The organism is Corynebacterium kutscheri, from assembly GCF_000980835.1.
GTDB lineage: Bacteria > Actinomycetota > Actinomycetes > Mycobacteriales > Mycobacteriaceae > Corynebacterium > Corynebacterium kutscheri.
Window position 1 is genome coordinate 271,913 of the sequence record NZ_CP011312.1, and the last position, 22,773, is coordinate 294,685.

22 protein-coding genes and 4 tRNA genes are annotated in these 22,773 nt (G+C 44.5%); 20 read left to right on the forward strand and 6 right to left on the reverse strand.

The window, feature by feature from the left end; genetic code table 11:
• The first annotated feature begins 58 nt into the window (after positions 1-58).
• The 8 genes from hemE (at position 59) to ccsB (ending at position 8,871) form a co-directional block, all read left to right on the forward strand.
• The gene (gene hemE, locus UL82_RS01250) at positions 59-1,132 is read left to right on the forward strand and encodes a uroporphyrinogen decarboxylase (protein WP_046438581.1); all 1,074 of its coding nucleotides are present in this window, start codon (positions 59-61) and stop codon (positions 1,130-1,132) included.
• Between the two features lie 19 nt (positions 1,133-1,151).
• Positions 1,152-2,540: a protoporphyrinogen oxidase gene (locus UL82_RS01255; RefSeq protein WP_046438583.1), complete on the forward strand. Its 1,389-nt coding sequence runs from the start codon at positions 1,152-1,154 to the stop codon at positions 2,538-2,540.
• A gap of 121 nt (positions 2,541-2,661) precedes the next feature.
• A complete protein-coding gene (gene hemL, locus UL82_RS01260) occupies positions 2,662-3,987 on the forward strand; it encodes a glutamate-1-semialdehyde 2,1-aminomutase (RefSeq protein ID WP_046438585.1) in 1,326 nt (441 codons plus the stop codon).
• Positions 3,988-4,079: 92 nt separating this feature from the next.
• Positions 4,080-4,688 (forward strand): histidine phosphatase family protein, encoded by a 609-nt coding sequence (locus UL82_RS01265; protein WP_046438586.1) that lies wholly within the window; start codon positions 4,080-4,082, stop codon positions 4,686-4,688.
• A 3-nt stretch (positions 4,689-4,691) separates the two neighbouring features.
• Entirely contained in the window at positions 4,692-5,279 is a 588-nt protein-coding gene (locus UL82_RS01270) for a TlpA disulfide reductase family protein (RefSeq protein WP_046438588.1), read from the forward strand.
• Positions 5,280-5,284: 5 nt separating this feature from the next.
• On the forward strand, positions 5,285-6,088 hold the full coding sequence (locus UL82_RS01275) for a cytochrome c biogenesis CcdA family protein (RefSeq protein WP_046438591.1): 804 nt from the start codon (positions 5,285-5,287) through the stop codon (positions 6,086-6,088).
• 123 nt (positions 6,089-6,211) lie between these two features.
• Complete coding sequence (locus UL82_RS01280; RefSeq protein WP_046441036.1) at positions 6,212-7,792, forward strand: cytochrome c biogenesis protein ResB; 1,581 nt, start codon at positions 6,212-6,214, stop codon at positions 7,790-7,792.
• Between the two features lie 86 nt (positions 7,793-7,878).
• On the forward strand, positions 7,879-8,871 hold the full coding sequence (ccsB, locus tag UL82_RS01285; RefSeq protein WP_046438592.1) for a c-type cytochrome biogenesis protein CcsB: 993 nt from the start codon (positions 7,879-7,881) through the stop codon (positions 8,869-8,871).
• Between the two features lie 63 nt (positions 8,872-8,934).
• Here the strand turns inward: ccsB and UL82_RS10765 are convergent, their stop codons facing one another.
• On the reverse strand, positions 8,935-9,231 hold the full coding sequence (locus tag UL82_RS10765; protein WP_083966378.1) for an ArsR/SmtB family transcription factor: 297 nt from the start codon (positions 9,229-9,231) through the stop codon (positions 8,935-8,937).
• A gap of 37 nt (positions 9,232-9,268) precedes the next feature.
• Entirely contained in the window at positions 9,269-9,562 is a 294-nt protein-coding gene (locus UL82_RS01290) for a hypothetical protein (RefSeq protein ID WP_046438593.1), read from the reverse strand.
• Positions 9,563-9,726: 164 nt separating this feature from the next.
• On the opposite strand from UL82_RS01290, the gene UL82_RS01295 reads away from it, so the two are divergent.
• A complete protein-coding gene (locus tag UL82_RS01295; RefSeq protein WP_046441037.1) occupies positions 9,727-10,038 on the forward strand; it encodes a DUF4229 domain-containing protein in 312 nt (103 codons plus the stop codon).
• 29 nt (positions 10,039-10,067) lie between these two features.
• Here the strand turns inward: UL82_RS01295 and UL82_RS01300 are convergent, their stop codons facing one another.
• The 3 genes from UL82_RS01300 to UL82_RS01310 form a co-directional block, all read right to left on the reverse strand.
• The gene (locus UL82_RS01300; RefSeq protein WP_046438595.1) at positions 10,068-10,958 is read right to left on the reverse strand and encodes a 1,4-dihydroxy-2-naphthoate polyprenyltransferase; all 891 of its coding nucleotides are present in this window, start codon (positions 10,956-10,958) and stop codon (positions 10,068-10,070) included.
• A 166-nt stretch (positions 10,959-11,124) separates the two neighbouring features.
• On the reverse strand, positions 11,125-12,246 hold the full coding sequence (gene menE, locus UL82_RS01305) for an o-succinylbenzoate--CoA ligase (protein ID WP_046438597.1): 1,122 nt from the start codon (positions 12,244-12,246) through the stop codon (positions 11,125-11,127).
• A 272-nt stretch (positions 12,247-12,518) separates the two neighbouring features.
• The gene (locus tag UL82_RS01310) at positions 12,519-13,478 is read right to left on the reverse strand and encodes a 1,4-dihydroxy-2-naphthoyl-CoA synthase (protein WP_046438599.1); all 960 of its coding nucleotides are present in this window, start codon (positions 13,476-13,478) and stop codon (positions 12,519-12,521) included.
• Positions 13,479-13,535: 57 nt separating this feature from the next.
• Between UL82_RS01310 and UL82_RS01315 the strand changes: the two genes are divergently transcribed.
• The 5 genes from UL82_RS01315 (at position 13,536) to UL82_RS01335 (ending at position 18,592) form a co-directional block, all read left to right on the forward strand.
• Positions 13,536-14,543: an o-succinylbenzoate synthase gene (locus UL82_RS01315; protein WP_046438601.1), complete on the forward strand. Its 1,008-nt coding sequence runs from the start codon at positions 13,536-13,538 to the stop codon at positions 14,541-14,543.
• 9 nt (positions 14,544-14,552) lie between these two features.
• Positions 14,553-16,163 carry a 2-succinyl-5-enolpyruvyl-6-hydroxy-3-cyclohexene-1-carboxylic-acid synthase gene (menD, locus tag UL82_RS01320; protein ID WP_046438602.1) on the forward strand — a complete coding sequence of 537 codons (1,611 nt, stop codon included), beginning with the start codon at positions 14,553-14,555 and terminating at the stop codon, positions 16,161-16,163.
• On the forward strand, positions 16,163-16,621 hold the full coding sequence (locus UL82_RS01325) for a DUF3592 domain-containing protein (protein WP_126363994.1): 459 nt from the start codon (positions 16,163-16,165) through the stop codon (positions 16,619-16,621). The genes menD and UL82_RS01325 overlap by 1 nt, the downstream gene beginning before the upstream one ends.
• A 71-nt stretch (positions 16,622-16,692) precedes the next feature.
• Positions 16,693-17,829 carry a glycosyltransferase family 4 protein gene (locus UL82_RS01330; protein WP_052735834.1) on the forward strand — a complete coding sequence of 379 codons (1,137 nt, stop codon included), beginning with the start codon at positions 16,693-16,695 and terminating at the stop codon, positions 17,827-17,829.
• Between the two features lie 73 nt (positions 17,830-17,902).
• On the forward strand, positions 17,903-18,592 hold the full coding sequence (locus UL82_RS01335) for a demethylmenaquinone methyltransferase (RefSeq protein WP_046438604.1): 690 nt from the start codon (positions 17,903-17,905) through the stop codon (positions 18,590-18,592).
• A gap of 115 nt (positions 18,593-18,707) precedes the next feature.
• On the opposite strand, the gene UL82_RS01340 is transcribed toward UL82_RS01335, so the two are convergent.
• Positions 18,708-19,958 (reverse strand): geranylgeranyl reductase family protein, encoded by a 1,251-nt coding sequence (locus UL82_RS01340; RefSeq protein ID WP_046438606.1) that lies wholly within the window; start codon positions 19,956-19,958, stop codon positions 18,708-18,710.
• A gap of 203 nt (positions 19,959-20,161) precedes the next feature.
• Here UL82_RS01340 and UL82_RS01345 point away from each other — a divergent pair, with 203 nt between their 5' ends.
• From UL82_RS01345 to secE, 6 genes are all read left to right on the forward strand, one after another.
• On the forward strand, positions 20,162-21,190 hold the full coding sequence (locus UL82_RS01345) for a polyprenyl synthetase family protein (protein ID WP_046438607.1): 1,029 nt from the start codon (positions 20,162-20,164) through the stop codon (positions 21,188-21,190).
• A gap of 76 nt (positions 21,191-21,266) precedes the next feature.
• Positions 21,267-21,348: transfer RNA gene (locus tag UL82_RS01350), tRNA-Tyr, on the forward strand.
• Positions 21,349-21,674: 326 nt separating this feature from the next.
• Positions 21,675-21,747: transfer RNA gene (locus UL82_RS01355), tRNA-Thr, on the forward strand.
• Between the two features lie 40 nt (positions 21,748-21,787).
• Positions 21,788-21,859: transfer RNA gene (locus UL82_RS01360), tRNA-Met, on the forward strand.
• Between the two features lie 149 nt (positions 21,860-22,008).
• Positions 22,009-22,084 (forward strand) — tRNA-Trp (locus UL82_RS01365).
• A gap of 335 nt (positions 22,085-22,419) precedes the next feature.
• Positions 22,420-22,743 carry a preprotein translocase subunit SecE gene (gene secE / locus UL82_RS01370; protein ID WP_046438608.1) on the forward strand — a complete coding sequence of 108 codons (324 nt, stop codon included), beginning with the start codon at positions 22,420-22,422 and terminating at the stop codon, positions 22,741-22,743.
• Positions 22,744-22,773 lie beyond the last annotated feature (30 nt).

The following is a 22,773-nucleotide window of genomic DNA, read 5'->3' on the forward strand; positions in this document are numbered from 1 at the left end:
AGTTCTATAAGGGTGTACTTCCTTTTATTTAGGGCTACCTCAGGGCAAGATAAGGGACATGTCAAAGAAGCGCTTGAACCTTAAATCCCCGCTTATCGATGCTGCAATAGGGAAAACACCTTCGCGCCGGCCAGTATGGTTTATGAGACAAGCAGGACGGTCATTACCTGAATATCGTGAAGTGCGTCAAGGCATTGATATGCTTGATTCTTGCTTTATGCCGGAGTTGCTAGCTGAGATTACCTTACAACCGGTGCGTAGACATGATGTTGATGCAGCAATCCTTTTTTCGGACATAGTTGTACCGCTTAAAGCGGCAGGTGTTGAAGTTGATATTGTGCCAGGACGTGGTCCCGTTATGGCACAAGCATTACGCACTAAAAATGATGTGCAAAAACTACCGATTTTAGATGGTGATGTGCCGGAAGTTTCAGCAGGAATTCAAATTATTCTTGATGAGTTAAATGATGCTCAAGCGCTTATAGGTTTTGCAGGTGCGCCGTTTACTTTAGCTAGTTATTTGGTGGAGGGGGGTCCAAGTCGAAACCACGAGAAGACAAAGGCAATGATGCATGCTGATCCTGAGGCGTGGCATCTGCTTATGGAACGTCTAGTTCCTAGTATTGTGCATTTTTTAAAAGTACAAATAGATGCAGGTATTGATGCTTTACAGCTGTTTGATTCCTGGGCGGGTTTCTTAACTCAACGTGATTATCGTGAATTTGTTTTGCCCTATTCACGGCAGATTTTGACAGAAGTAGAAGTGATACCACGGATTCATTTTGGTGTTGGCACCGGTGAGCTATTAGGGGCAATGAGTGAGGTTGGTAGTGAAGTTATGGGGGTAGATTGGCGAGTTCCCCTTGATGAGGCTGCTCGACGTATTACTTCAATAACATCGCCGCGGGTTCTTCAAGGTAATCTTGATCCCGCGATGCTCTTTGCAGGGGAAGAGGTTTTACGTAAAGAAGTTGCGCGTATTTGTCAGGAGGCAGATAAAGCAATTGCAGATGGTATTGCATTAGGGCACATTTTTAATCTTGGACATGGTGTGCTTCCAACAACTGATCCTGATGCAATTACACAAGCTGTAAATATCATTCATGATCATCTTCCTTTGAAAACCGTCTAGAAAAAGAAAGACATTACGCGTGCGTATCGCTATTATTGGAGCCGGATTAGCTGGTCTAACCGCAGCTTATGAGCTGAAAAAATTAGATAAGAATGTTGAAATCGAGGTCTTTGAAGCAGCTGACCGAATCGGCGGAAAGCTATATACAGTGCCTTTTGCATCCGGTCCGACAGATATGGGGGCTGAGGCTTTCGTCGATCCTACTGGATCTGTGCAAGAGTTTTTAAAAGAACTTGATCTTGAAAATGAACTTGTTGAACCTTCTGGATTAAGTAGCCTAATTTACGCCAATGGCAAGCTTTTTTCTTTGCCAAAGGGAACTTTGATGGGGATTCCGGCAACGTCGGAAGGTTTTGCGGAGATTGTTGATCAGCAAACATGTGATCGTATCGATAATGAAGCGAATCAGGACTCTATTGTTTGGGATGAACAAGATCAAAGTCTTGGAGCCTTGATTGAACAACGCTATGGCGCGCAAGTTTCTGATCGAGTAGTTTCAGCGTTACAAGGAGGCGTGTATTCTGCAGCATCTTCTGATTTAGGGATTAGAGCAACTATTCCACAGTTGGCACAGGAGTTTGATCGTATGAAGGAACAAGGCGAGAAAATAACGCTATCTCATGCGATAAAAAATATTCTTGAAATGCGTGCTGCTAACCAAGTTGCAGGGTATAAGCCTTCGCTATTTAAAACTTTTAATGACGGTTATCATCTGCTTTATGAGGCGTTAGCTGAAAAATCAGAAGCAATTATTCATGTTGATGCATTTATTTCTGGTGTGACAAAGGAAAAAGGGAAGTTTCATATTAAGGGTGCCGGTGATTCCTTATTTGATAAGGTCCTTTTCGCAACTCCAGCACCGACAACGGCAATGTTGGTTAAAACTCTTGTGCCAGAAATTGTTGAACCTTTAAAAACAATTCCGTTAGCAAGTTCTGTAGTCGTTGGGATGAAATTTGACTCAGATGAGGGGCTACCAGATAATTCCGGAGTTCTGGTAGCACTTGATGAGGAGTTTGTGCATGCTAAAGCTTTTACTTTTGCTTCAAAGAAATGGCCGCATTTAGCTAAGCGTGGGGGAGCTTTAGTTCGCGCTTCTTTCGGACGTTATCGAGATGATATTGCTATGCGTGTTGATGAGGATACGCTTGTTGATTACGCACTTGATGATTTACAACGTATAACCGGTTTTGATGGTAGAACAGCGGGATTATCTGAGATCTATGTGCAACGTTGGTTTGGTGGTTTACCGGTTTATAACGAGAAACATTTAGCTACTGTAAATGCAATCAATGACGTAGTAGAACAATATGATGATTTAGCTTTATGCGGGGCATGGGCTTATGGTGTGGGAGTTCCTGCGGTTATTGCTCATGCACGTGCGATAGCGAAAAAACTTATTAGTTAATTTTGATGTATAAGCTATGTAGTAATAACACCTCAAAATAAAAGTGAAATGAAGAAATGTAGCGGTTTTCATTACTTTTTCTATGGGGTACCAACTTTTGTTATAGAAGGACTGAACTAGAATGAGCGCTATGGATAATATAAAGCTTAGCTCGACAAATGTAGATCATTCACGAGAGCTTTATAACCGCGCACAGAAACTTATTCCCGGAGGCGTAAATTCTCCTGTCCGTGCTTTTGGTTCTGTTGGTGGTCAAACTCGCTTTATTAAAAAAGCTTATGGTTCAACATTAGTTGATGTTGATGGTAATGAGTATGTTGATCTTGTGTGCTCATGGGGTCCGATGCTTATGGGCAATGCACATCCAGAGATTCTTGATGCAGTGGCTAAAACTATGGCGAATGGTTTAAGTTTTGGTGCTCCTACTGAAGCTGAATTATTGCTAGCCGAAAAAATAATTGAACGCACTAGTGTCGAAGAAGTTCGAATGGTGAATTCCGGTACTGAAGCAACAATGTCTGCAGTCCGTTTGGCGCGTGGATTTACTGGTCGAAGTAAAATTATCAAGTTTGCTGGTTGCTATCATGGGCATGTTGATGCACTTCTTGCATCTGCAGGATCGGGAGTAGCAACTTTTTCTTTACCGGAAAGTCCAGGAGTAACTGGGGCACAAGCTGCAGATACTATTGTGGTAGATTACAACGATCTTGAAGCAGTTAAGCGGGCTTTTGCACAAAATCCAGATGAAATTGCTTGCATTATTACTGAAGCAGCAGCTGGCAATATGGGAACCGTAGCGCCGCTGAATAATTTTAATGCTGAGCTCAAGAAAGTTGCCCATGAAAATGGTGCATTGCTGATTCTTGATGAGGTAATGACTGGTTTTAGAACCTCATATAAAGGCTGGTATGGCATAGATAATGTCTCTGGAGATTTAACGACTTTCGGAAAAGTAATTTCAGGTGGTCTTCCTGCAGCAGCTTTTGGCGGCCGTGCTGACATCATGAATCATTTAGCTCCTGTTGGTGCGGTATATCAAGCAGGAACACTATCTGGTAATCCAGTGGCGATGGCAGCAGGGCTGAAATCTTTGGAGTTGGCAGATGAATCTGTATATGACACAGTACGTAAAAATGCTGATCAGTTAGCGAACCTTATTACAGAGGCACTTGCTAAAGAAGGCGTTGTTCATCATATACAGCGCGCAGCCACGATGTTGTCTATTCGTTTTGCAGAAGGAGAAGGTCATAATTTCTCCGATATGAAAGAAGCCGAGACATTTAGGTTTATCCCATTTTTTCATGCGCTATTAGATCATGGCGTGTATGCGCCACCAAGTGTTTTCGAAACATGGTTTGTATCTTCTGCTTTGACTGATAATGATTTTGAATGCATTGAAAAAGCATTAAGCATTGCAGCAAAAGAAGCTGCACGCGCAAAAAATTAAGTTACTGCTGGGTATGTTAGCTTTACCAGTATGCATTAATCAGTCCGGCGTAATAAATACGTGTCGTAGAACATAATTAAAAGAAGGATCTTATGACTACAACGATCGTTCACCTTGTGCGCCACGGCGAGGTGTTTAACCCATCCAAGATTCTTTATGGCCGCTTGCCTGATCGTCATTTATCGGCTCGTGGAGTTTCCATGGCGCATCGTACAGCAGAGTCTTTCCGCAGTCATGATGTTACGGTGTTGAAGTCGTCACCGCTTGAGCGTGCTCAAGAAACAGCGGCACCTATTGCTGAAATCGTCGGGCTGGATATTGCCATTGATCAAGATCTTTTAGAAGCGGGTAATCGTTTTGAAGGATTACGTGTACGTGGATGGCGCTCACAATTATGGAATCCTGTTCGATGGCCATTATTAAAAGATCCACGAATTCCTAGCTGGGGTGAGCCCTATATCGAGATTCGCGATCGCATGATGAAAGCGGTTGAGAAAGCACGCCAGGAAGCTGAGGGACATGAGGCTATTTTGGTAAGCCATCAATTACCTATTGTGTGTATACAAAGAGATGCACAAAATTTGCCTCTGTATCATAATCCAGCTAGTCGCCGCTGTAATCTCGCTAGTGTTACTTCATTAGTTTTTCAAGATGATGAGCTTATTGATTATCGCTACAACGAACCAGCCCAGGACATTTAGTTTATGAATATTGTTAAGTTAGGTTCGACTATTGTTTTAGCATCAGTCTTACTTATTGGGTGTAATTCTGAAAATACAGCAGGTACTGATGCTGTCGCTATCGGTGGAACTTTTCAATTTTATTCTCCTGATGGTGCAACAGAAATTTTTTATCCTGAAGAGCAACGTTCCCAGATTAAAGAAATTACAGGTGATTCTTTAACTGAACCTGGTCAACAGATTGCTTTATCGGATTATTCGGATCAAATAGTAGTTTTAAATGCTTGGGGGCAATGGTGTGCACCATGTCGCTCTGAGTCAGATGATTTACAAGAAGTACAAGAATACTTCGAATTAGCTGGATCTGGGACTGTTTTGGGAATCAATATCCGCGACTATAATCCAGATATTTCTCGTGATTTTCTTAGCGATAATGGTATTACTTACCCCAGCATTTATGATCCACCATTTAAAACAGCTGCCTTATTAGGTGGAATACCTGCTTCAGTTGTTCCTACAACAATTGTTCTTGATCGACAGCATCGACCGGCAGCCGTGTTTCTCCGCGAAATTACCGCACATGAACTTCTTAATGTCGTGAAAGATCTATAAGACCTATGACAGCGATTCTTGCTTCAGGAGTAGGATCTTATTTTGCTGATGCAGTGCAAACAGGACCGCTATTAGTCGGGTTATTTGCAGCAGCGTTGGCTGGTTTAGTGTCTTTTGCTAGCCCATGCGTGATCCCATTGGTTCCTGGTTATATTTCTTATTTGGCGGGTGTAGTAGGTGCGCAGGTAGAATTTGATGAGAATGGTCCGCGAGTTTCGCGGGGACGGTGGCGTGCTGCTGGTGCTGCTTCGCTATTTATCTTGGGTTTTACTATTGTTTTTTTGCTTGCAACAGTAACTGCTTTTGGGGCAATTAGCGCACTGACATTAAACGCGGAGTCTCTTATGCGTGCAGGTGGGATCATTACGATTTTTATGGGACTCATTTTCATGGGAGCAGTTCCTTTTTTACAAGAAGATCGTCGTTTTCAACCTAAACGTATTTCAACCTGGCTGGGTGCATTAATGCTCGGCGGTATTTTTGCTTTAGGTTGGACGCCTTGTCTTGGTCCAACACTTGCTGCAATTATCTCTATATCAGCGGGTACAGAAGGTGTCACTGCCTTACGTGGTGTGTTGTTGATTATTAGCTATTGCATGGGACTGGGGCTGCCATTTTTATTTGTAGCCTTTGGTTCTGCAAAAGCAATGGTTGGGGTTGGTTTTCTCAATCGGCATTCTCGCATAATTCAAGTTATTGGTGGCATGTTGCTTATTTGCGTTGGTATAGCCTTACTTACTGGATTATGGAGTGAGTTTATTAATTGGATCCGGCAGTGGACAGTCCAGTATGGTGCAACGTTTATCTAATTTGTATCTTTTCATGCTAAGAAAGATGCAATTCGTATTAGGACGTCAGTTAAAGGAATAAAGGTGAAACACGTGGACACTATCTTTATCTACGTCAAGAAAATATGGCATTGGCTTACTAGCATGCGTACCGCATTGGTCTTGCTATTCTTACTTGCTTTAGCTGCGATTCCAGGTGCATTGCTGCCTCAGCGTTCACTTAATGAAACTAACGTTAACGAATATATTGTTAACAATGGCCGACTTGCAGAAGTTTACGATAAGTTACAACTTTTCGACGTCTTTAGCTCTACCTGGTTTACTTCTATTTTTGTATTGCTGTTTATTTCTCTGGTTGGATGTATTATTCCTCGATCGTGGGATCACTATAAAGCGATGAAAACCCCGCCTGCGCGGGCACCTAAAAATCTTCAGCGATTACCCTTGTACGGTTCAGGAAGTGTTGAGAAACCTTTAGCAGAAGTAGAAGATGATACTCGGCGGTTGTTGAAAAAATGGCATTTAGCTGCTTATTCTCCAGAAGAAGATAGAGCAGGGGCGCGTTCTTTTGCTGCTGAGCGCGGATACGCAAGAGAATTTTGTAACTTAGTTTTCCACCTTGGCGTGTGTGCGATGCTTATTTCTATAGCTATTGGAAGACTTTATTTCTATGAAGGCCAAGTTATCGTTATTGCAAGCGATGAAGAAGACACTAATAACGAATTTTGTAATACCGCGACCGCTAATTACGATTCATTTAAAGCCGGAGCAGCATTTGACGGAACTGGTTTAGAGACCTTCTGTTTTGATGTGCATAACTTTTCAGCAGAATATTTACCTAATGGTCAGGCGTCGAACTTTAGCTCTGATATTTCTTATGCAGTCGGTAATAATATCTACTCCAATTCTTCGAATTGGCAAGATTACACATTAAAAGTGAATAGTCCGTTGCGGATAGCAGGGGATCGAGTATATCTGCAAGGGCATGGTTTCGCTCCTACTTTTACTGTTACCTGGCCTAATGGTGAATCAAGAACGCAAAGTGTGCAGTGGATTCCTAGCGATCTGACTTATTTTTTGTCTTCAGGGGCACTACGTTTTGATCCGCCTGCAGGTATGTACGAAGATTTGTATGAACGTCGACAGCATCAATTAGCAATACAAGGTTTATTTGCACCAACAGCGCAGTGGGACGGGGCGAATGGTGAATTATTAACTTCGTCATACCCTGCTATGACGAACCCAGCAGTCGCTATTGATATATATCGAGGAGACAACGGTTTAGACACAGGTGTGGGGCAAAATCTTTTTAGTTTGGATCCCACTTTGATTCATTCTGGCCAACTTCAGCGTATTGAACGCGTCAATTTAATGTTGGGAGAGTCAGTGACGCTTGACGATGGTACAACCATTACTTTTAATGGAGCATATGAATTTGCTAATTACCAGATTAGTCACGATCCCTCACAATATTTGACGTTGTTTTTCACCTTAATAACTTTGGTGGGGCTCGTGGGATCATTAACTATTAAACGACGTCGTATTTGGGTGCGTGTACGTCCAGTGAGTGATGATATTACTTTTATTGAAACTGCTGGCTTGGCGCGTACTGATCGTGCAGGGTGGGGAAGTGAATATAAAGAATTTCATCGCTGCTTGTTAAATTTAGAAGAAATAGATGAGGATGAAGATATAAATCCAGGATCTAGTAATAATTTTATGTGATTAGTTTTCTTGGGCTGCTGCTCACTCTAGGGTAGTCTTATCTTATTCTTTTGGCGTCTGTGCATAGAAACTAGGGATATTTGTCCATGAACGTGAATAGCAACCTTGCTCAACTTTCTGATTGGGCATTTGCATCGGCACTCGTGATTTATTTTATTGCCTTGATTTTGTCCATTATCTATTACATGAAAGCGCGCACACTCATTGATACGCAGCGCGAGCAGATGGAAATAAATCAAGAGGTGTTGGTTCACACCGATAGTGCGGGTCCCACTATGCAGACGTCGAATGCGCAAGAGCGGATTGTGGAGAAAGAAGCCTCGGCAGAAAAATTTGCCGGTATGACACAAACTATGGTGTGGCTAGGTGTTCTTGTTCATTTAGCTTCCGTGATATTACGTGCATTGTCTGCTTCACGATTCCCTTTTGGAAATCTCTATGAGTACATTTTGGTGATTACCGTACTTACTATGATTGTGGCGGCGATCTACCTTGTACGACGTGACTTAAGAATTATGTGGACATGGGTACTTACACCTGTTCTTGCTTTGCTTCTCGTTGGAGGTACCAAATTATATGCTGACTCTGCTCCGCTAGTTCCAGCACTCAAATCAAATTGGCTCTCGATTCACGTATCGACAGTTGCTACTGGTGCCTCTATTGGCATTATCTCTGGTATTGCATCAGTGCTTTATCTTTTGCGCATGTACCAACCAGTCGGTCAAGAGCATGGTTCTCTTGGGTCACTTATTAAACCGCTTCCCTCAGCGAAGATCCTTGATATGGTTGCTTACCGAACTGCTATCCTAGCGGTGCCAATATTTGGTCTCGGTATTGTGCTCGGAGCAATTTGGGCGGAAGCTGCATGGGGGCGGTATTGGAATTGGGATCCTAAAGAGACTGGTTCTTTTATTACTTGGATTTTGTATGCAGCTTATTTGCATGCTCGTGCGACTGCTGGGTGGCGTAATATAAAAGCAGCGTGGATTAATATTTTTGCCCTAGCTACGATGCTTTTTAACATTATTGTGATTAATACTTTGGTTTCAGGTTTGCACTCGTATGCTGGGTTGAATTAAAAGCGAAAGCTAACGTAAAAATGGCCGGGTGTGGGAAATCTTTCCACACCCGGCCATTTGTTTTTACAAAGTATTAACAAGTTTGTTAATTTTGTTGAATTCTGTTCTGTTTACCTCATAAAATGTCCATTTTCCGTGTTTGCGTCGAAAAACGAGATTAACGGCTTCAAGTTTTTTCATATGGTGTGTCACAGTTGGGGCAGAGATATTTAATGATTCTGATAGATCTACGCAACACAGTCTTGAACGCGTTTCATTGGCGATGAGGTAAAGCAAATGAAGTCTAGTGGGGTCTCCTAAAATTTTAAATAGTTGTGATGCTTTATGATTTTGGGCATCGGCTAATACGGCAGAAGGCATGCATTAAACTATATATACAAGGGTAGCCTAAGTAAACCTAGGGTGAGTCTATGTTACCTTCATTTTCTTCTTGATTTTCTTGGCTAAGATATTTCTTTTTTGTTTTCTTGATTCGTTCTTGCTCTTCTCGGGCAGCTTCTTCTCTTGCCCTTTGTTCTTTAAAGCGTTTCTTTTCTAATTCCCAAAGGAAATCTTCATCGTCATCGGGACCTTTGATGATTGGTTTTTCTGGTTCCAATTGTTTGCGAGAAGACCAAGTTTGAGGGCCAAATGCTTTCCAAATAAGGTAAGCGGCTGCGATGAGCAAAAGCAAAAGGATGAGCCGACCCATGAGGAGAACCTTTCTTGTAAAAAAATGATGGTGTAGATTACTAGCCTACCTGCTAGGCATAAGCCGTGAGGTATGGTTGTCTGGTGAGCGATGAAACAAAAACTAGTGCGCATCATGAGGAAACTACTGTGGAATCAAAGCATGTAGAAGCTAATTCTTTGGCTATGAGATCGGAAAAAGAACCAGAGCTTGATCCACATGTACGTGCGCTCGCTCGTAAAAATATCGCGTTGTATAGCTTTGCACGGTTGGGTTTATTTGTAGCTCTTACTGCTGTTATTCAATTAGCTGCGCTAGCTATTGGCGCACCAGTTCCTTTGCTTATTTCTGCTACGTTAGCGCTGATTGTTGCCATGCCATTATCGATGTTTGTTTTTAAGCAAATGCGTCTTCAAGCTACCGAAGCTCTTGCAGCATGGGATACGCAAAGAAAAGCGCATAAAGAGTGGGTAAAGAAAGAATTGGCTTCTCGGTAGTACTACCAGTGACTGTTTTAAGTTTTTGGTTAAGGAAATACGAAAAAGGCAATAGAGCTTGCAATTGCCCAAACCACCATAGCGCGTCCGGTTTTTCCTAATACAGGAATAAGAGCTTTGCCTTTTTTGCCGTGACATACTGGTTGAGCTGCATGAAAAACAAGTGGTATATACAAATATCCTAATGCGTTCCACCGGGAATTAAGCAGCAGTATCGTTGTAACGATAAAAGGAACTGTAATTAAAAAAAGGAAGAGAATACGAGTTCGTTTATCGCCAAGGCGCACGGCTAAAGTAATTTTTCCAGAAACCGTGTCGGTAGGAATGTCGCGAAGGTTATTTACCAAATTCACCCCAGCTGACATTGATCCTATAGCAATTGCAGCAAGTAATCCTTCTCGAGTAATGGATCCCAGTTGGGTAAATTGTGTTCCCATGACAGCTACTAGCCCAAAGAAAATAAAAACTGCGACTTCCCCAAGTCCACGATATCCATAGGGATTTTTTCCTCCGGTATAAAACCAAGCAGCTAAAACACACAGTAGACCGACAGCAATAAGCCACCAATTGCTGCTGATACTTAGTACTATTCCGGCAACACCGGCAGCACTGAAAGCAATAAAAGCAGCTCGTTTTACTTGTGTAGGTTGTGCTATTCCAGAACCTGTTAATCGAAGTGGGCCTGAGCGATCTGTGTCTGTGCCACGAATCCCATCAGAATAATCGTTGGCATAATTAACTCCAACGATCAAGGCCCAGGAAACAAATGCAGCTAGAATGGCTTTCCACCATACAAATCCATCGTGGATAGCGGCTGTACCACTTCCGACGATAACTGGCGCGAAAGCATTAGCCCAGGTGTGTGGGCGGGTACCTTCTAACCAGTGCTTGAAAGTAGGGCGTAAAGATTCTTCAGACATGTGCTCTATTATTCCTTACAGTTACTTTGAGGCAGAAAGTTAGCGTCGGCGCCTTAAGGAAAGACTCTGTACATATCTACACTTCACTGCAAGTGCAGTGAATAATAGTTAGCTTATTTACTGGTTAAAAAGTATTTCTGAAAACAATAAAAGTGCTCAAATCACCTTAAGCGGAGAGGAAATTTAACACTGCTTGTCGATCAATTTTTCCGGATGCGGTTAGTGGAAGTGACTGCACCCGTTTGAGTTGCCTGGGTAGCTGCCATCGGGGAAGATCAGAAAGTATTTCGATAATCTCTTCTGGCGATAGTGAGCCAACATAAGCTGCTGCGATTGCTTGGCCTAAACGATCATCAGGAATACCTACGACGCATGCTGCACTTACTTTGGGGTGATCAGTAAGTGCTCTTTCAATTACTTCAGGATGAATTTTTAGCCCACCGGAATCGATAATTGTATCCAAGCGTCCGGTCACAATGAGTTTTCCTTCGTCGAAATAACCGGTGTCATTGGTGATAAACCAGTCGTTGTGGAACGCTAATGAATCAATATTGCGGTAACCTTTTGCAATCATTGGTCCACCGAGATGAATGCGTTCGCCAACTAACCGTACCTTCGCACCAGGCAGGCAGAACCCATCATAAATAACCCCTCCAGCAGTTTCTGAGGAACCGTAGGTGGTTACCAAGTTGATGCCTAGTTCTTTAGCAGCACGTCGATCATCTGCTCTTAGCGGAGCTCCACCGATGAGGATTGCATCATAAAGTCTTAATGCCTCTATGCCAACTAGAGTGTTCATTGCTTTAAGCAATTGCATGGGGGTTAGCGAGGTGTATATTCGGTTGCTTTCTTGGCGTAATAAATTTGTAGAATTCGCAAAATGCTCGATATTAAAGCCCTGGGAAACATCAACAACCATGGGGTATGCCCCAGTGACAAGGCACCGAACTAAAACTTGAATACCGGCAATGTAATGAGCTGGCATTGCTAGCAACCAATCACCTGCACCACCGAGAAATTGGTGTGTAGCATCAGCAGAACTGATCAGATTGGCAGCGGTAAGCATTGCTCCTTTAGGGGTTCCTGTTGATCCAGAAGTAGAAACTACTAAGGCAATTTCTTCGTCTATGGGTTGCCCGACAGCTTGGGTGTTTTTCAGTAATTGTGCCTGGCCGGGATCATGTGCTGGAACTGGTAAAAGGCTTCTTGAGCCCACTATGGCTTCCTCTAAGGCGTCGAGAAACGGAGTGAGGTTTTTCGGATTGACCGTAAACGACTCAAGTAGCATTAGAGGGTTCTTTCTTAACAACAGAAAATTGAATAAATATGACGATAAAAAATCATTAGGACACAGTGATTAGCAGAGCATCATAAAAACAAAGACTTTAGTTTCTAATTTGAAGAATCAGTATCCAAATTTTTGTTTAAGTGGAAAACCACAGAAGCATTAGCCAACCAGTTTGGGCGCTGAATAACTGCTGAATAACTATCGTAGATGTTTGTACAAAGTAGCAGTATTACTTTGTACAAAAGACGTTAGTTAACAGCACTCAAATTGCCCTAGTAGTAGTAGGGGAAAGGCGTCCAATCCGGTGCTCTTTTTTCTAGGAACGAATTTTTTCCTTCCACGGCTTCATCGGTCATATACGCTAATCTAGTAGCTTCGCCGGCGAATACTTGCTGCCCCATGAGTCCGTCGTCAGTGAGATTGAAAGCAAACTTTAACATTCGTTGGGCGGTCGGCGATTTAGTATTGATTTCTCTAGCCATTTTGATGGCTTCATCTTCTAATTGTGCGTGGTCTGCGACAAGGTTAACTGCTCCCATGCGCTGCATTGTTTCGGCATCATAGGTGCGGCCGAGAAAGAAGATTTCGCGTGCGAATTTTTGCCCTACCATTTTGGCTAGGTAAGCAGATCCATAACCGGCGTCGAAGGAGCCAACGTCGGCGTCGGTCTGTTTAAAACGTGCTTCTTGACGTGAAGCAATGGTCATATCGCACACCACGTGCAAGGAATGCCCGCCGCCTGCTGCCCAGCCATTCACTACGGCGATAACAACCTTTGGCATGGTTCGAATAAGACGCTGTACTTCTAAAATATGTAGTCGTCCGCCTTCTGCTTTTTCGCGTGCAGTATCTACACTAGATTCATCTGCACTGGCATCGTCATGTTCATGTTGGGTGGCGTAGCGGTATCCTGAACGCCCTCGAATTCGTTGATCTCCACCTGAGCAAAATGCCCAGCCACCGTCTTTCGTGCTAGGTCCATTGCCGGTGATAAGTACGGTGCCGATATCGGGGCTGCGTCGTGCATGATCAAGTACTTGGTAAAGTTCATCAACGGTATGAGGACGAAATGCATTGCGCACTTCGGGGCGGTCAAAGGCGATTCGTACAATCCCGTATTCGCGTCCTTGTCCAATGTGGCGGTGATAAGTGATATCGGTGAGTTCATCAAAACCTGGAACTGGTTGCCAAAGCTGGGTATTAAACGGATTATCGGTGCAATAAGAGCTCATAATTTAAAAATCTACCTGAAGGTGCCGTTAAAAACTTGGTGCAGGTACGCTGTTCTCATGCTTAATGTTGCTGACATTTTGGATCGTTGCACAGTTGTTTCGCTTCCCATGCGCCTTCGCTTCCGGGGAGTTACTCAGCGTGAAGCCGTGCTTATCGACGGCCCTTGCGGCTGGGGTGAATTTGCTCCTTTTAAGGAGTACGATGCTTGCGAGTCTGCATCATGGCTAGAAAGTGCCTTAGAGATGGCCTATGAGGGGCCGCCAGTTTTTCACCGTAGTAGCATTCCGATCAATGCTACTATTCCTGCTGTTGCTCCAGATAAAGTAGAAGAGATCTTGGCGCGCTTTCCTGGTTGCGATACCGTCAAAGTGAAAATCGCAGAACCAGGACAATCTTTGAAAGACGATATTGCGCGAGTAGCTGCAGTGCGCGAAATTTTACCCCTCAGCAAAATTCGAGTAGATGCAAATGGCGCATTAACTGTTGCTGAAGCGGTTAAAACAGCACACGCGTTAGGCCCATTGGATTATTTGGAGCAGCCGTGCGCAAGTGTGATTGAACTTGCCGAATTACGTCAACAATTAATTCGGGCGGGTTTATTTATACGTGTGGCAGCAGATGAATCTATTAGGCGTGTACGCGATCCTTATGAAGTAGCAAAAAAACAGGCGGTTGATGTTGCAGTGATTAAGGCTGCCCCAATGGGTGGCCCGCGCCGGGTAGGTGAAATTGCTGAATTTATGCGAAGCCGTGGTTTAGATATAACCGTCAGTTCTGCCCTAGATATGGGGGTAGGAATGAATGCCGGTATTGCAGCGGTAGCGGCGCTTCCAAGGATGAGTGATGATGAGGAATTTGATGTTCCACCGGCAGCTGCAGGTTTAGGTACACAGCAGTTCTTTGTCGAGGATATTACCCCGAAACGCACAATTGAAGCAGGTCATATTGCTGTTGAGATGTTAGATCCTTGTCCGGATCGTTTGGCAGAATTTAGGCTCAATGGCAAAGACAAGGACTGGTGGTTTGATCGTTTAACGCAATGTTTTGCATATCTTGATCGCTAGAATAAAAACATGACTTCTTCGCCTGAACTTGCCGCTCGTATTGCTGATGAACTCTCGAATTACCTTACCGATGTAGTGATTTGTCCCGGATCACGTAATTCAGCATTATCTTTAGCACTGATTGCTCGTAGTGATATCCGAGTGCATGTGCGTATCGACGAACGCAGTGCAGCCTTTTTTGCCCTAGGCATGGCACGAGTAGCACAGCGGCATGTTGGTGTAATAACAACTTCTGGCACGGCAGTAGCAAATTGTTTACCAGCAATGATTGAAGCAGAGTATGCACATGTGCCGCTGGCAATAATCTCTGCAGACAGACCAGCACGCCTTCGCGGTACCGGGGCTAGCCAGACTATTAATCATGATGGTTTATTAGGTATTCCGACGCTACATATTCAAACCTTAGAAGATGTCGAAGCCATTGCAGATCGTTTTTCTTCTGCACAGGTGCATATCAATATAAACTTCGTTGATCCATTGGTGGCAGGGTTACCGGAGATTGTCGATAAGCCAGCAAAAGTGATACCGCCGTTTAGCGATTATCATGATCACGGTGAAATTGAACTAGACCTTAGTAAAAATACGATTGTAGTTGCCGGTGACGAAGCATGGGACGTTGAAGAGCTTGCTGATGTTCCTACTATTGCCGAACCTACTACTATCTCACCTTTATGGCCGATACATTCTTTAGGTGCAGCGATTTTTCTTCAAGAAAAAGTACGTATTAATGGCACGATGGTTTATCCGAAACCAGAACAAATTGTTGTGGTAGGGCATCCTACATTGCATCGTCATGTGTTTCAGTTAATGGCGGATCCACAGATTGATTATTATGTGTTGACCAGGACGGAAACGATTACTAATCCGTTGGGGCGTGAAGTAACTGTTGGCAGCAGGGTGAAAACCACCGGTAAACCAAGTAAAGAATGGAAGAACATTTGCGCTGCGCTGAGCCATCAAGGTGCAGAAGCCGTACGATCTGTTGTCGTTGGTAAAGAGCATGGTTTCACCGGATTACATGTTGCTGCAGCAATCACCGACACCCTTGGTACTGGTGATGCATTTTTCGTTGGCGCATCTAACCCTATTCGTGATGTTAGTTTTACTGGTTTGCCGTTTTATGGAACGGATACTTTTTCCCCACGTGGTGCAGCAGGCATCGACGGTAGTGTTTCCCAAGCCATCGGGATAGCTATTGCCACTCAAGCAGCGCACCCGGAAGAGCCACGTGCGCCGCGCACAATAGCTTTATTAGGTGATGTTACTTTCTTGCATGATGTTGGCGGTCTTTTTTTCGGACCCGAAAGTCCTAAACCAGAAAATCTGACAATTGTGGTGGCTAATGATTCAGGTGGCGGTATTTTCGAAATTTTAGAAGTCGGTGAGAAAGAGTATCGCAGCTCTTTTGAACAAGCTTTTGGCGCTAAACACAGGGTATCTATTAAAGATATCGCAAAAGCATACGGGGTGAAATACCACTGTGTTAAGGACGTAAACGGATTGCTCGAACAGCTTCATGCGGCCATTGAAGTTCCTGGCTTTAAAATTATTGAGGCAAAAACTACCCGCAATACTCGTATTGCGATGCATCGCGCACTTGCAGCTGGTGTTGGCTTTTGATTCCGCACATTCCTAATTACCATCCACTGCGTATCCGACATCGGTTATATCAATTAATTCTTTTACTTTATATAACCGCGATTGTTGGCTGTGCAGCGATGGTAATTGGTCCATTAAAAAATGATCGTGAAATTGAGGCCAGTCCCCAACGCACCCTAGCGCGGGTTACTAATGTTTCCCCAAATCGCACTACTGTGGAATATCAAGATAATCAGGGGATGTACCACTCGCCGGAGACCGGGTTGCTATATCCAACTGGGCTTGGCGAAGGCCAACGGGTTTGGGTTGACTACGCTGAAACTAATCCCGATTTAGTAAAAGTGGCAGGGCGCTCATGGACACTGTCGGTTGTTCCTGCACTGAGTAGCGCGCTGGTGGTAACAGTTATTGCCGCATTACTGTGGTGGGGCATAAGCGTTATTACCTCCTGGTACCTTAGACGTCGATCAACCGAGTGATGGCAAAGACAAGCGACCTTATTTTTAAGGTTAAAGAATATTTATGAAAAATTTGGGGAAACTACCACTTTATGCGTATTGCCATTGTTGCCGAATCCTTTTTGCCAGAGATAAATGGCGTCAGTAATTCCGTAGCGCGCATTCTTGACTATGCAGCTGACCACGGACACGAGGTAATTATTATCGCGCCGGGAAAAGCAATAAATAAACGTACTAGAGACGATCGTAAGAATGATGAGGTAACTGCTCATACACCCCAAAGTTACGCCGGGTTTCCCATTATTCGCGTTCCTAGTATTTACCCGCCATTGATTGATTCTTTTGCTGTGGGGGTACCTACTCGAACACTGTCAAAAGCTTTAACTAATTTTCGCCCAGATATTGTTCATCTTGCATCCCCTTTTGTTTTAGGTGGTGTGGCGTCTTTTATTGCTCGGTGCAAGAAAATACCAACAGTGGCGGTGTATCAAACTGATATTGCTGGTTTTGCGAACCGTTATCACCTAAGCCAATGTGCTACTGCAAGTTGGTGGTGGACTCGGATGGTTCACAATAATTGTCAGCGTACTTTAGCCCCAAGTCGTACGAGTATGCTTGAGTTGCGTCGCCGGGGAATTAAAAACCTGTATTGTTGGGCAAGGGGAGTGGATACGATGCTCTTTCACCCCGATAACGGTGATCAGAAATTACGCTTGGCTTGGGATCCTACCGGTAAGAAAACCATTGTGGGTTATGTTGGGCGTTTGGCTGCGGAAAAAGGGGTACACCGCCTGCGGGTACTGGAACAACGTCGCGATATGCAGCTGATTATCGTTGGTGATGGTCCAGAGCGGAAACAATTGGCCACGCTGTTGCCGTCGGCGATTTTTCTTGGGGCACGCACTGGTAAAGAGCTTTCTCGAATATATGCGAGTTTTGATGTTTTCGTTCATCCAGGAGAATTCGAAACTTTTTGTCAGACCATTCAAGAAGCACATGCTTCTGGCGTTTCGACGATCGCCCCACGAGCAGGTGGCCCTATTGATTTGATTAACAGCGACAATGGTTTATTGCTTGATCTTGAGCATTTTGAAACAGATTTAGTAGCAGCCGTCGATAAGCTGCGAGGTTTATCTAGCGATAGTGTTCGTCAAACTGTTTTAGGAAAAACCTGGCCGGCAGTATGCGAACAGCTTTTTGAACATTATCGGTGCGTACAAGATTCATAACCTATGAGAAACTATCCTGTCAGCAACGATGCGCACTCAGCCGGTAAGAAAGGATGCAGTACACTGTTAAATCGTGGCTAAGGCAGATCTGGAAAAGAAACCTTTCGACGTTGCATCTATGTTCGATGGCGTCGGGGAGAAATACGACCTTACAAATACCATTGTCAGCTTCGGCCAAGACCGTAGATGGCGTCGGCGCACACGTGAACGACTTAACCTTCAGCCAGGGCAAAAAGTCCTTGATCTTGCTGCTGGAACTGCCGTCTCGACCATTGAATTAAGCAAATCAGGTGCCTGGTGTGTGGCCTGTGATTTTTCTTTAGGCATGCTTGCCGCCGGACACGATCGTGATGTGGCGAAAGTGTGCGGCGATGGGATGAATCTACCCTTTCCCGATAACACCTTTGACGCGGTGACCATTTCGTATGGATTACGCAACATTCATGATTACCAAGCTGGATTACGCGAAATGGCACGAGTAACTAAACCTGGTGGGACTTTGACAGTCGCGGAATTTTCTACTCCGATTGTGCCTGGTTTTTCCCTTGTGTATAAGGAATACTTGATGCGGTTTTTGCCTCGGGTTGCGAAAATTTTTTCTTCCAACCCAGAAGCATATGAATATCTTGCAGATTCAATCCGGGCTTGGCCAGACCAGGAAGACTTGGCACGCGCTATTAACGCAAATGGGTGGCAAAATTGTGGGTGGCAAAACCTCACTTTAGGCATTGTGTCATTGCATTCTGCCACCAAACCCTCCTAGGGCAATTTCAGCGCACAGGCTAGCAGCGATAGCATCGACGAAAATAGTAATTTGAGTGTTTTCAGAGTTATTTTGAATTACTACTGTGAATTGATCTGCAATGCGCAAAATTGCCCTAGGACCACAGTGGAGTATTGCTAAACCGTCGTGTGGCAGATCCTGCTCCACGCCATAGTCGAGCTACGAAATCATGATCCTCGTCGCTAATTAGGTTGCCCATAAGTCGTGCTGCTATCGGCATTGCTTTTTGCCCTAGGCGACCGCGTAGACCTAACGGCCCGAGTGCTGGTAGCAACTGTGGATATGTCAGCGCACGCGCTAGGGTGCGCGCCAGGCTAAACGCATTTCCGTAGTTTTCTCTTAGGACAAGTGGCCACAGATTAGTGAGATCAACGTGGTCGTCGAAAAGCTCTATTGCTTTAGCGGCGGTTTCTAATCCGTAGTCAATTCCTTCGCCATTCAGCGGATTTACACAGGCTGCGGCATCGCCAATGAGAACCCAGTTTTTACCGGAGACACCGCTTACCGCACCACCCATTGGCAGTAGTGCAGAGGTGACTTTTTCGGGAGTGGAAAATTCCCATTCTTCGTGTAATTTATCTGCGTAAAAATGCAGTAGCTTTTTGGTATTAATTTTTGCTGGACGACGATCAGTCGATAGCGCCCCACAACCAACATTGGCGTGTCCATTACCCAGTGGAAATACCCAACCGTAGCCAGGCTGAACATTACCGTTGTTGTCGCGTAGTTCAAGATGGGAATGAATCCACGGTTCATTGCTATACGCAGTAGCACAGTAACTGCGGGCAGCAATTCCATAAACTTCTTCTTTATGCCATTTTCGCCCTAGGGTTTTGCCAAAAGTAGAACGTACCCCATCAGCGACCACAACAAAGCGAGTTTTAATGAGCTTGCCATCTGAAAGCTCAATGCTGTTGATACGATGATCGTGTCCCATATGGGCGCGTAAGGCGGTACCAAAGATCGTGTTGGTCTCCTCATATGCGTTAGCAGTGGCATGAAGTAGTTGGTCAAACTCTATGCGGGGCATAGCTGAGCCCACCTGGCCGAAGACACTATTGGGCCATGGTACGGTCACGGATCCACCAAAACCATGTAATTTCAGCCCTTGAGAGCTGTATCGTTTGGTGATTTCCGTAGCGATGTTAAGTAGTTGTAATTGGTATATCGCACGGGGGGTTAAGCCATCGCCACAGGTTTTATCGCGTGGAAAGGGCGATTGTTCCACGATAATAGTGTGAAAACCACGGCGCGCGGCATGAATAGCCGCAGCTGAACCAGCTGGTCCACCGCCGATAATAACGATATCTGCATGATGGACTAAAGAAGAATTATTGCTTGGCACAACAGTTTATTGTTCCAGTTCATACCCTACTTATGCCACCCAATGGTGTGTGAGCACTATATCTTCGACTACGGTATAAGGGTTAGTTCTAATACTTTGCGATCTGTTCTTGATATCAGTTGGCTTTGCACGGCCGGCCGATGTGTGCATGTGATGTGTATAAATCAAGGGAAAGATCATTGACCTAGAGAAAGCTTGAAAGCATGAGCAACGGCGCCGCAGGAAATCGAAAAAATAGTGTAGAACCTGCTACCCACGTTGATCTAGGGGATGAACCCCTTAATCTGGCTATCGCTGAGGGAATGCAGCGAGTAGAGGAGCTATTGCTTGCTGAATTGGCTGTAGGCGAGGATTTTATCGTCGAAAAAGTATTGCATCTGGCCCGAGCTGGGGGTAAGCGTTTTCGCCCGATGATGGCACTCTTGGCTTCAAATTATGGGTCTAATCCGCTTAATCTCAATGTGATTAGAGCAGCCGTTGTTGTAGAGATGACTCATTTAGCCACTTTGTATCACGATGATGTGATGGATGAATCAGATAAGCGGCGAGGGGTCGAAAGTGCCAATTCGCGTTGGGATAATTCGGTGGCGATTCTTGCTGGCGATATTTTGCTTGCTCACGTATCTCGTTTGATGGCGGTTCTAGGAACTGATACTGTTGCGCATTTCTCAGAAACCTTTGGCACTTTGGTTACTGGCCAGATGCGAGAAACCATCGGTGCTCAAGATGGTGATCCTGTGGCGCACTATATGAAGGTTATTGAAGAGAAAACTGGTGTGTTGATTGCCTCCGCAGGCTATCTAGGTGCGTTACATTCAGGTGCGAAGTCAGAACATATCGAAGCATTGCGTGGTTTTGGTGCGGCCATTGGAATGGTATTCCAAATTGTCGATGACATTATCGACATTTTTTCCGATACTACTGAGTCTGGAAAAGTTCCGGGTACTGACCTTCGTGAGGGTGTTTTTACCCTGCCAGTTTTGTATGCACTTCGAGAAGATACCCCCGTTGGGGCACAGTTGCGTGAACTTTTAACTGGCCCTATACACGAAGATGACAGCGTAACACGTGCACTTGATTTGCTTACTCAATCAACTGGGCGAGAACAAGCGCTTGCCGACGTTTATCGCTATCTTGAGATAGCCGAATCTCATTTAGCGCAATTACCGGATAATGAGACTACTGTTGCGCTGCGTAATTTAGCACGGTTTACAGTGCAACGAGTTGGTTAAAAAAAGTGTGTTAAGCGCCCGATTTGTTATCTAACTAGTAAATCGGTGTAAAGTGTGTAACGCACCAACGGTGCTTGCCAGGTTGCCCGAGCGGCCAAAGGGAGCGGACTGTAAATCCGTCGGCGTTGCCTACAGAGGTTCGAATCCTCTACCTGGCACAGTTACCCCAGTCGAAAGACTGGGGTTTTCTGCATGTTAGGACCGTTCTCATGTTGTTTCAATGATGAGGTGCTTAGTTTTATTAAAAACACATCCATGTTTGGACGCCATGTTGTAGTTACCCGAAAACTCCTAATCAAAAATAATGGTTTAAAAATAACTGGTTTGGTGTAGTTGTTTTTGCCCTAAGGGGTTTGGGGTGGGTGGTAGCCAATCAAAAGCTAGCGTGTGCTGCTGATTTGTAATGTTTATTGAATGTGGGTTAATCTTTAGCAGTCCACAACGGAGAGTGAGACAGAAACTCTGTTCATAATCCTTTGGATGTGCCCCCTTAGCTCAGTCGGCAGAGCGTTTCCATGGTAAGGAAAAGGTCGACAGTTCGATTCTGTCAGGGGGCTCTGTTCTTTTCTTGGGTATAATGCTTAAGAAGGTAACAATGGCGGTGTAGCTCAGTGGTAGAGCAAGCGACTCATAATCGCTGTGTCGCGAGTTCAATTCTCGCCATCGCTACGCGGAAGTAATTTCTTATCACGTCGCTGGTTTTCTTTTTTCTGTAGAGTTAAGAAAACGCGGCGCTTTATCTGTAAGATATTGCTGGCCGGTTGCTTTGGGTTTGATTCAAGGCAACAACCGATATGAGAATTGTCGGATAACTGCATAGGGGCGTGGCGCAATTGGTAGCGCAACGGTCTCCAAAACCGTAGGTTGCAGGTTCGAGTCCTGTCGCCCCTGCCAAATAAACAGGCATGAGATTCACCATGAATTTCGTGCCTGTTTTTATTTATTACCCACCGTTAATTAAGGGGTAATCAGTCGGCGGTATTTTTCGTCGTTAGGTATTTTTATCTTTTGTTCTTAGTATTTTCTTACCTATTTGTCCGAGAGTATGTATAGGTGGTGGCGAATATGGTGGGATTTTATCCTAAAATGGGCACTCAAGTTTTGCGCATTGTTAAGCTTTGCTATATTCGTAGAGTTAGCGATGAGTTCTTAAAAAGAGAACTAGGTTCTGATTGTTTGATTGTTAATAACTCTCAGAAACGTATTGTCAGTACTGTGAAAGGAACGCTGTGACTGAGGAACAGCCGGAAAAGGCATCTGCCGCTCGGCCAACGGGCAAACGCCAACTTGCTGGTGTGAGTACCACTTCGACCGCAGCTTATGAGGCAAAACAGGTCGCTCCTGCTGGCGACGGTGAAGAGAAGACTGGCAATAAAGTGCTTCGGTTTTTCCCTGAGGTTGCTACGGAAATTAGAAAGGTCATTTGGCCAACCGCTGCCCAGATGGTGAATTACACGATCATTGTGTTCGCTTTCTTGATTATTCTTACTGCTTTGGTTGCAGGTGTTGATTTCCTTGCCGGCCTTGGAGTTGAGAAAGTTCTTACTCCTTAGCTAGGATATTTTTCAAAAGTTCTATCCCGT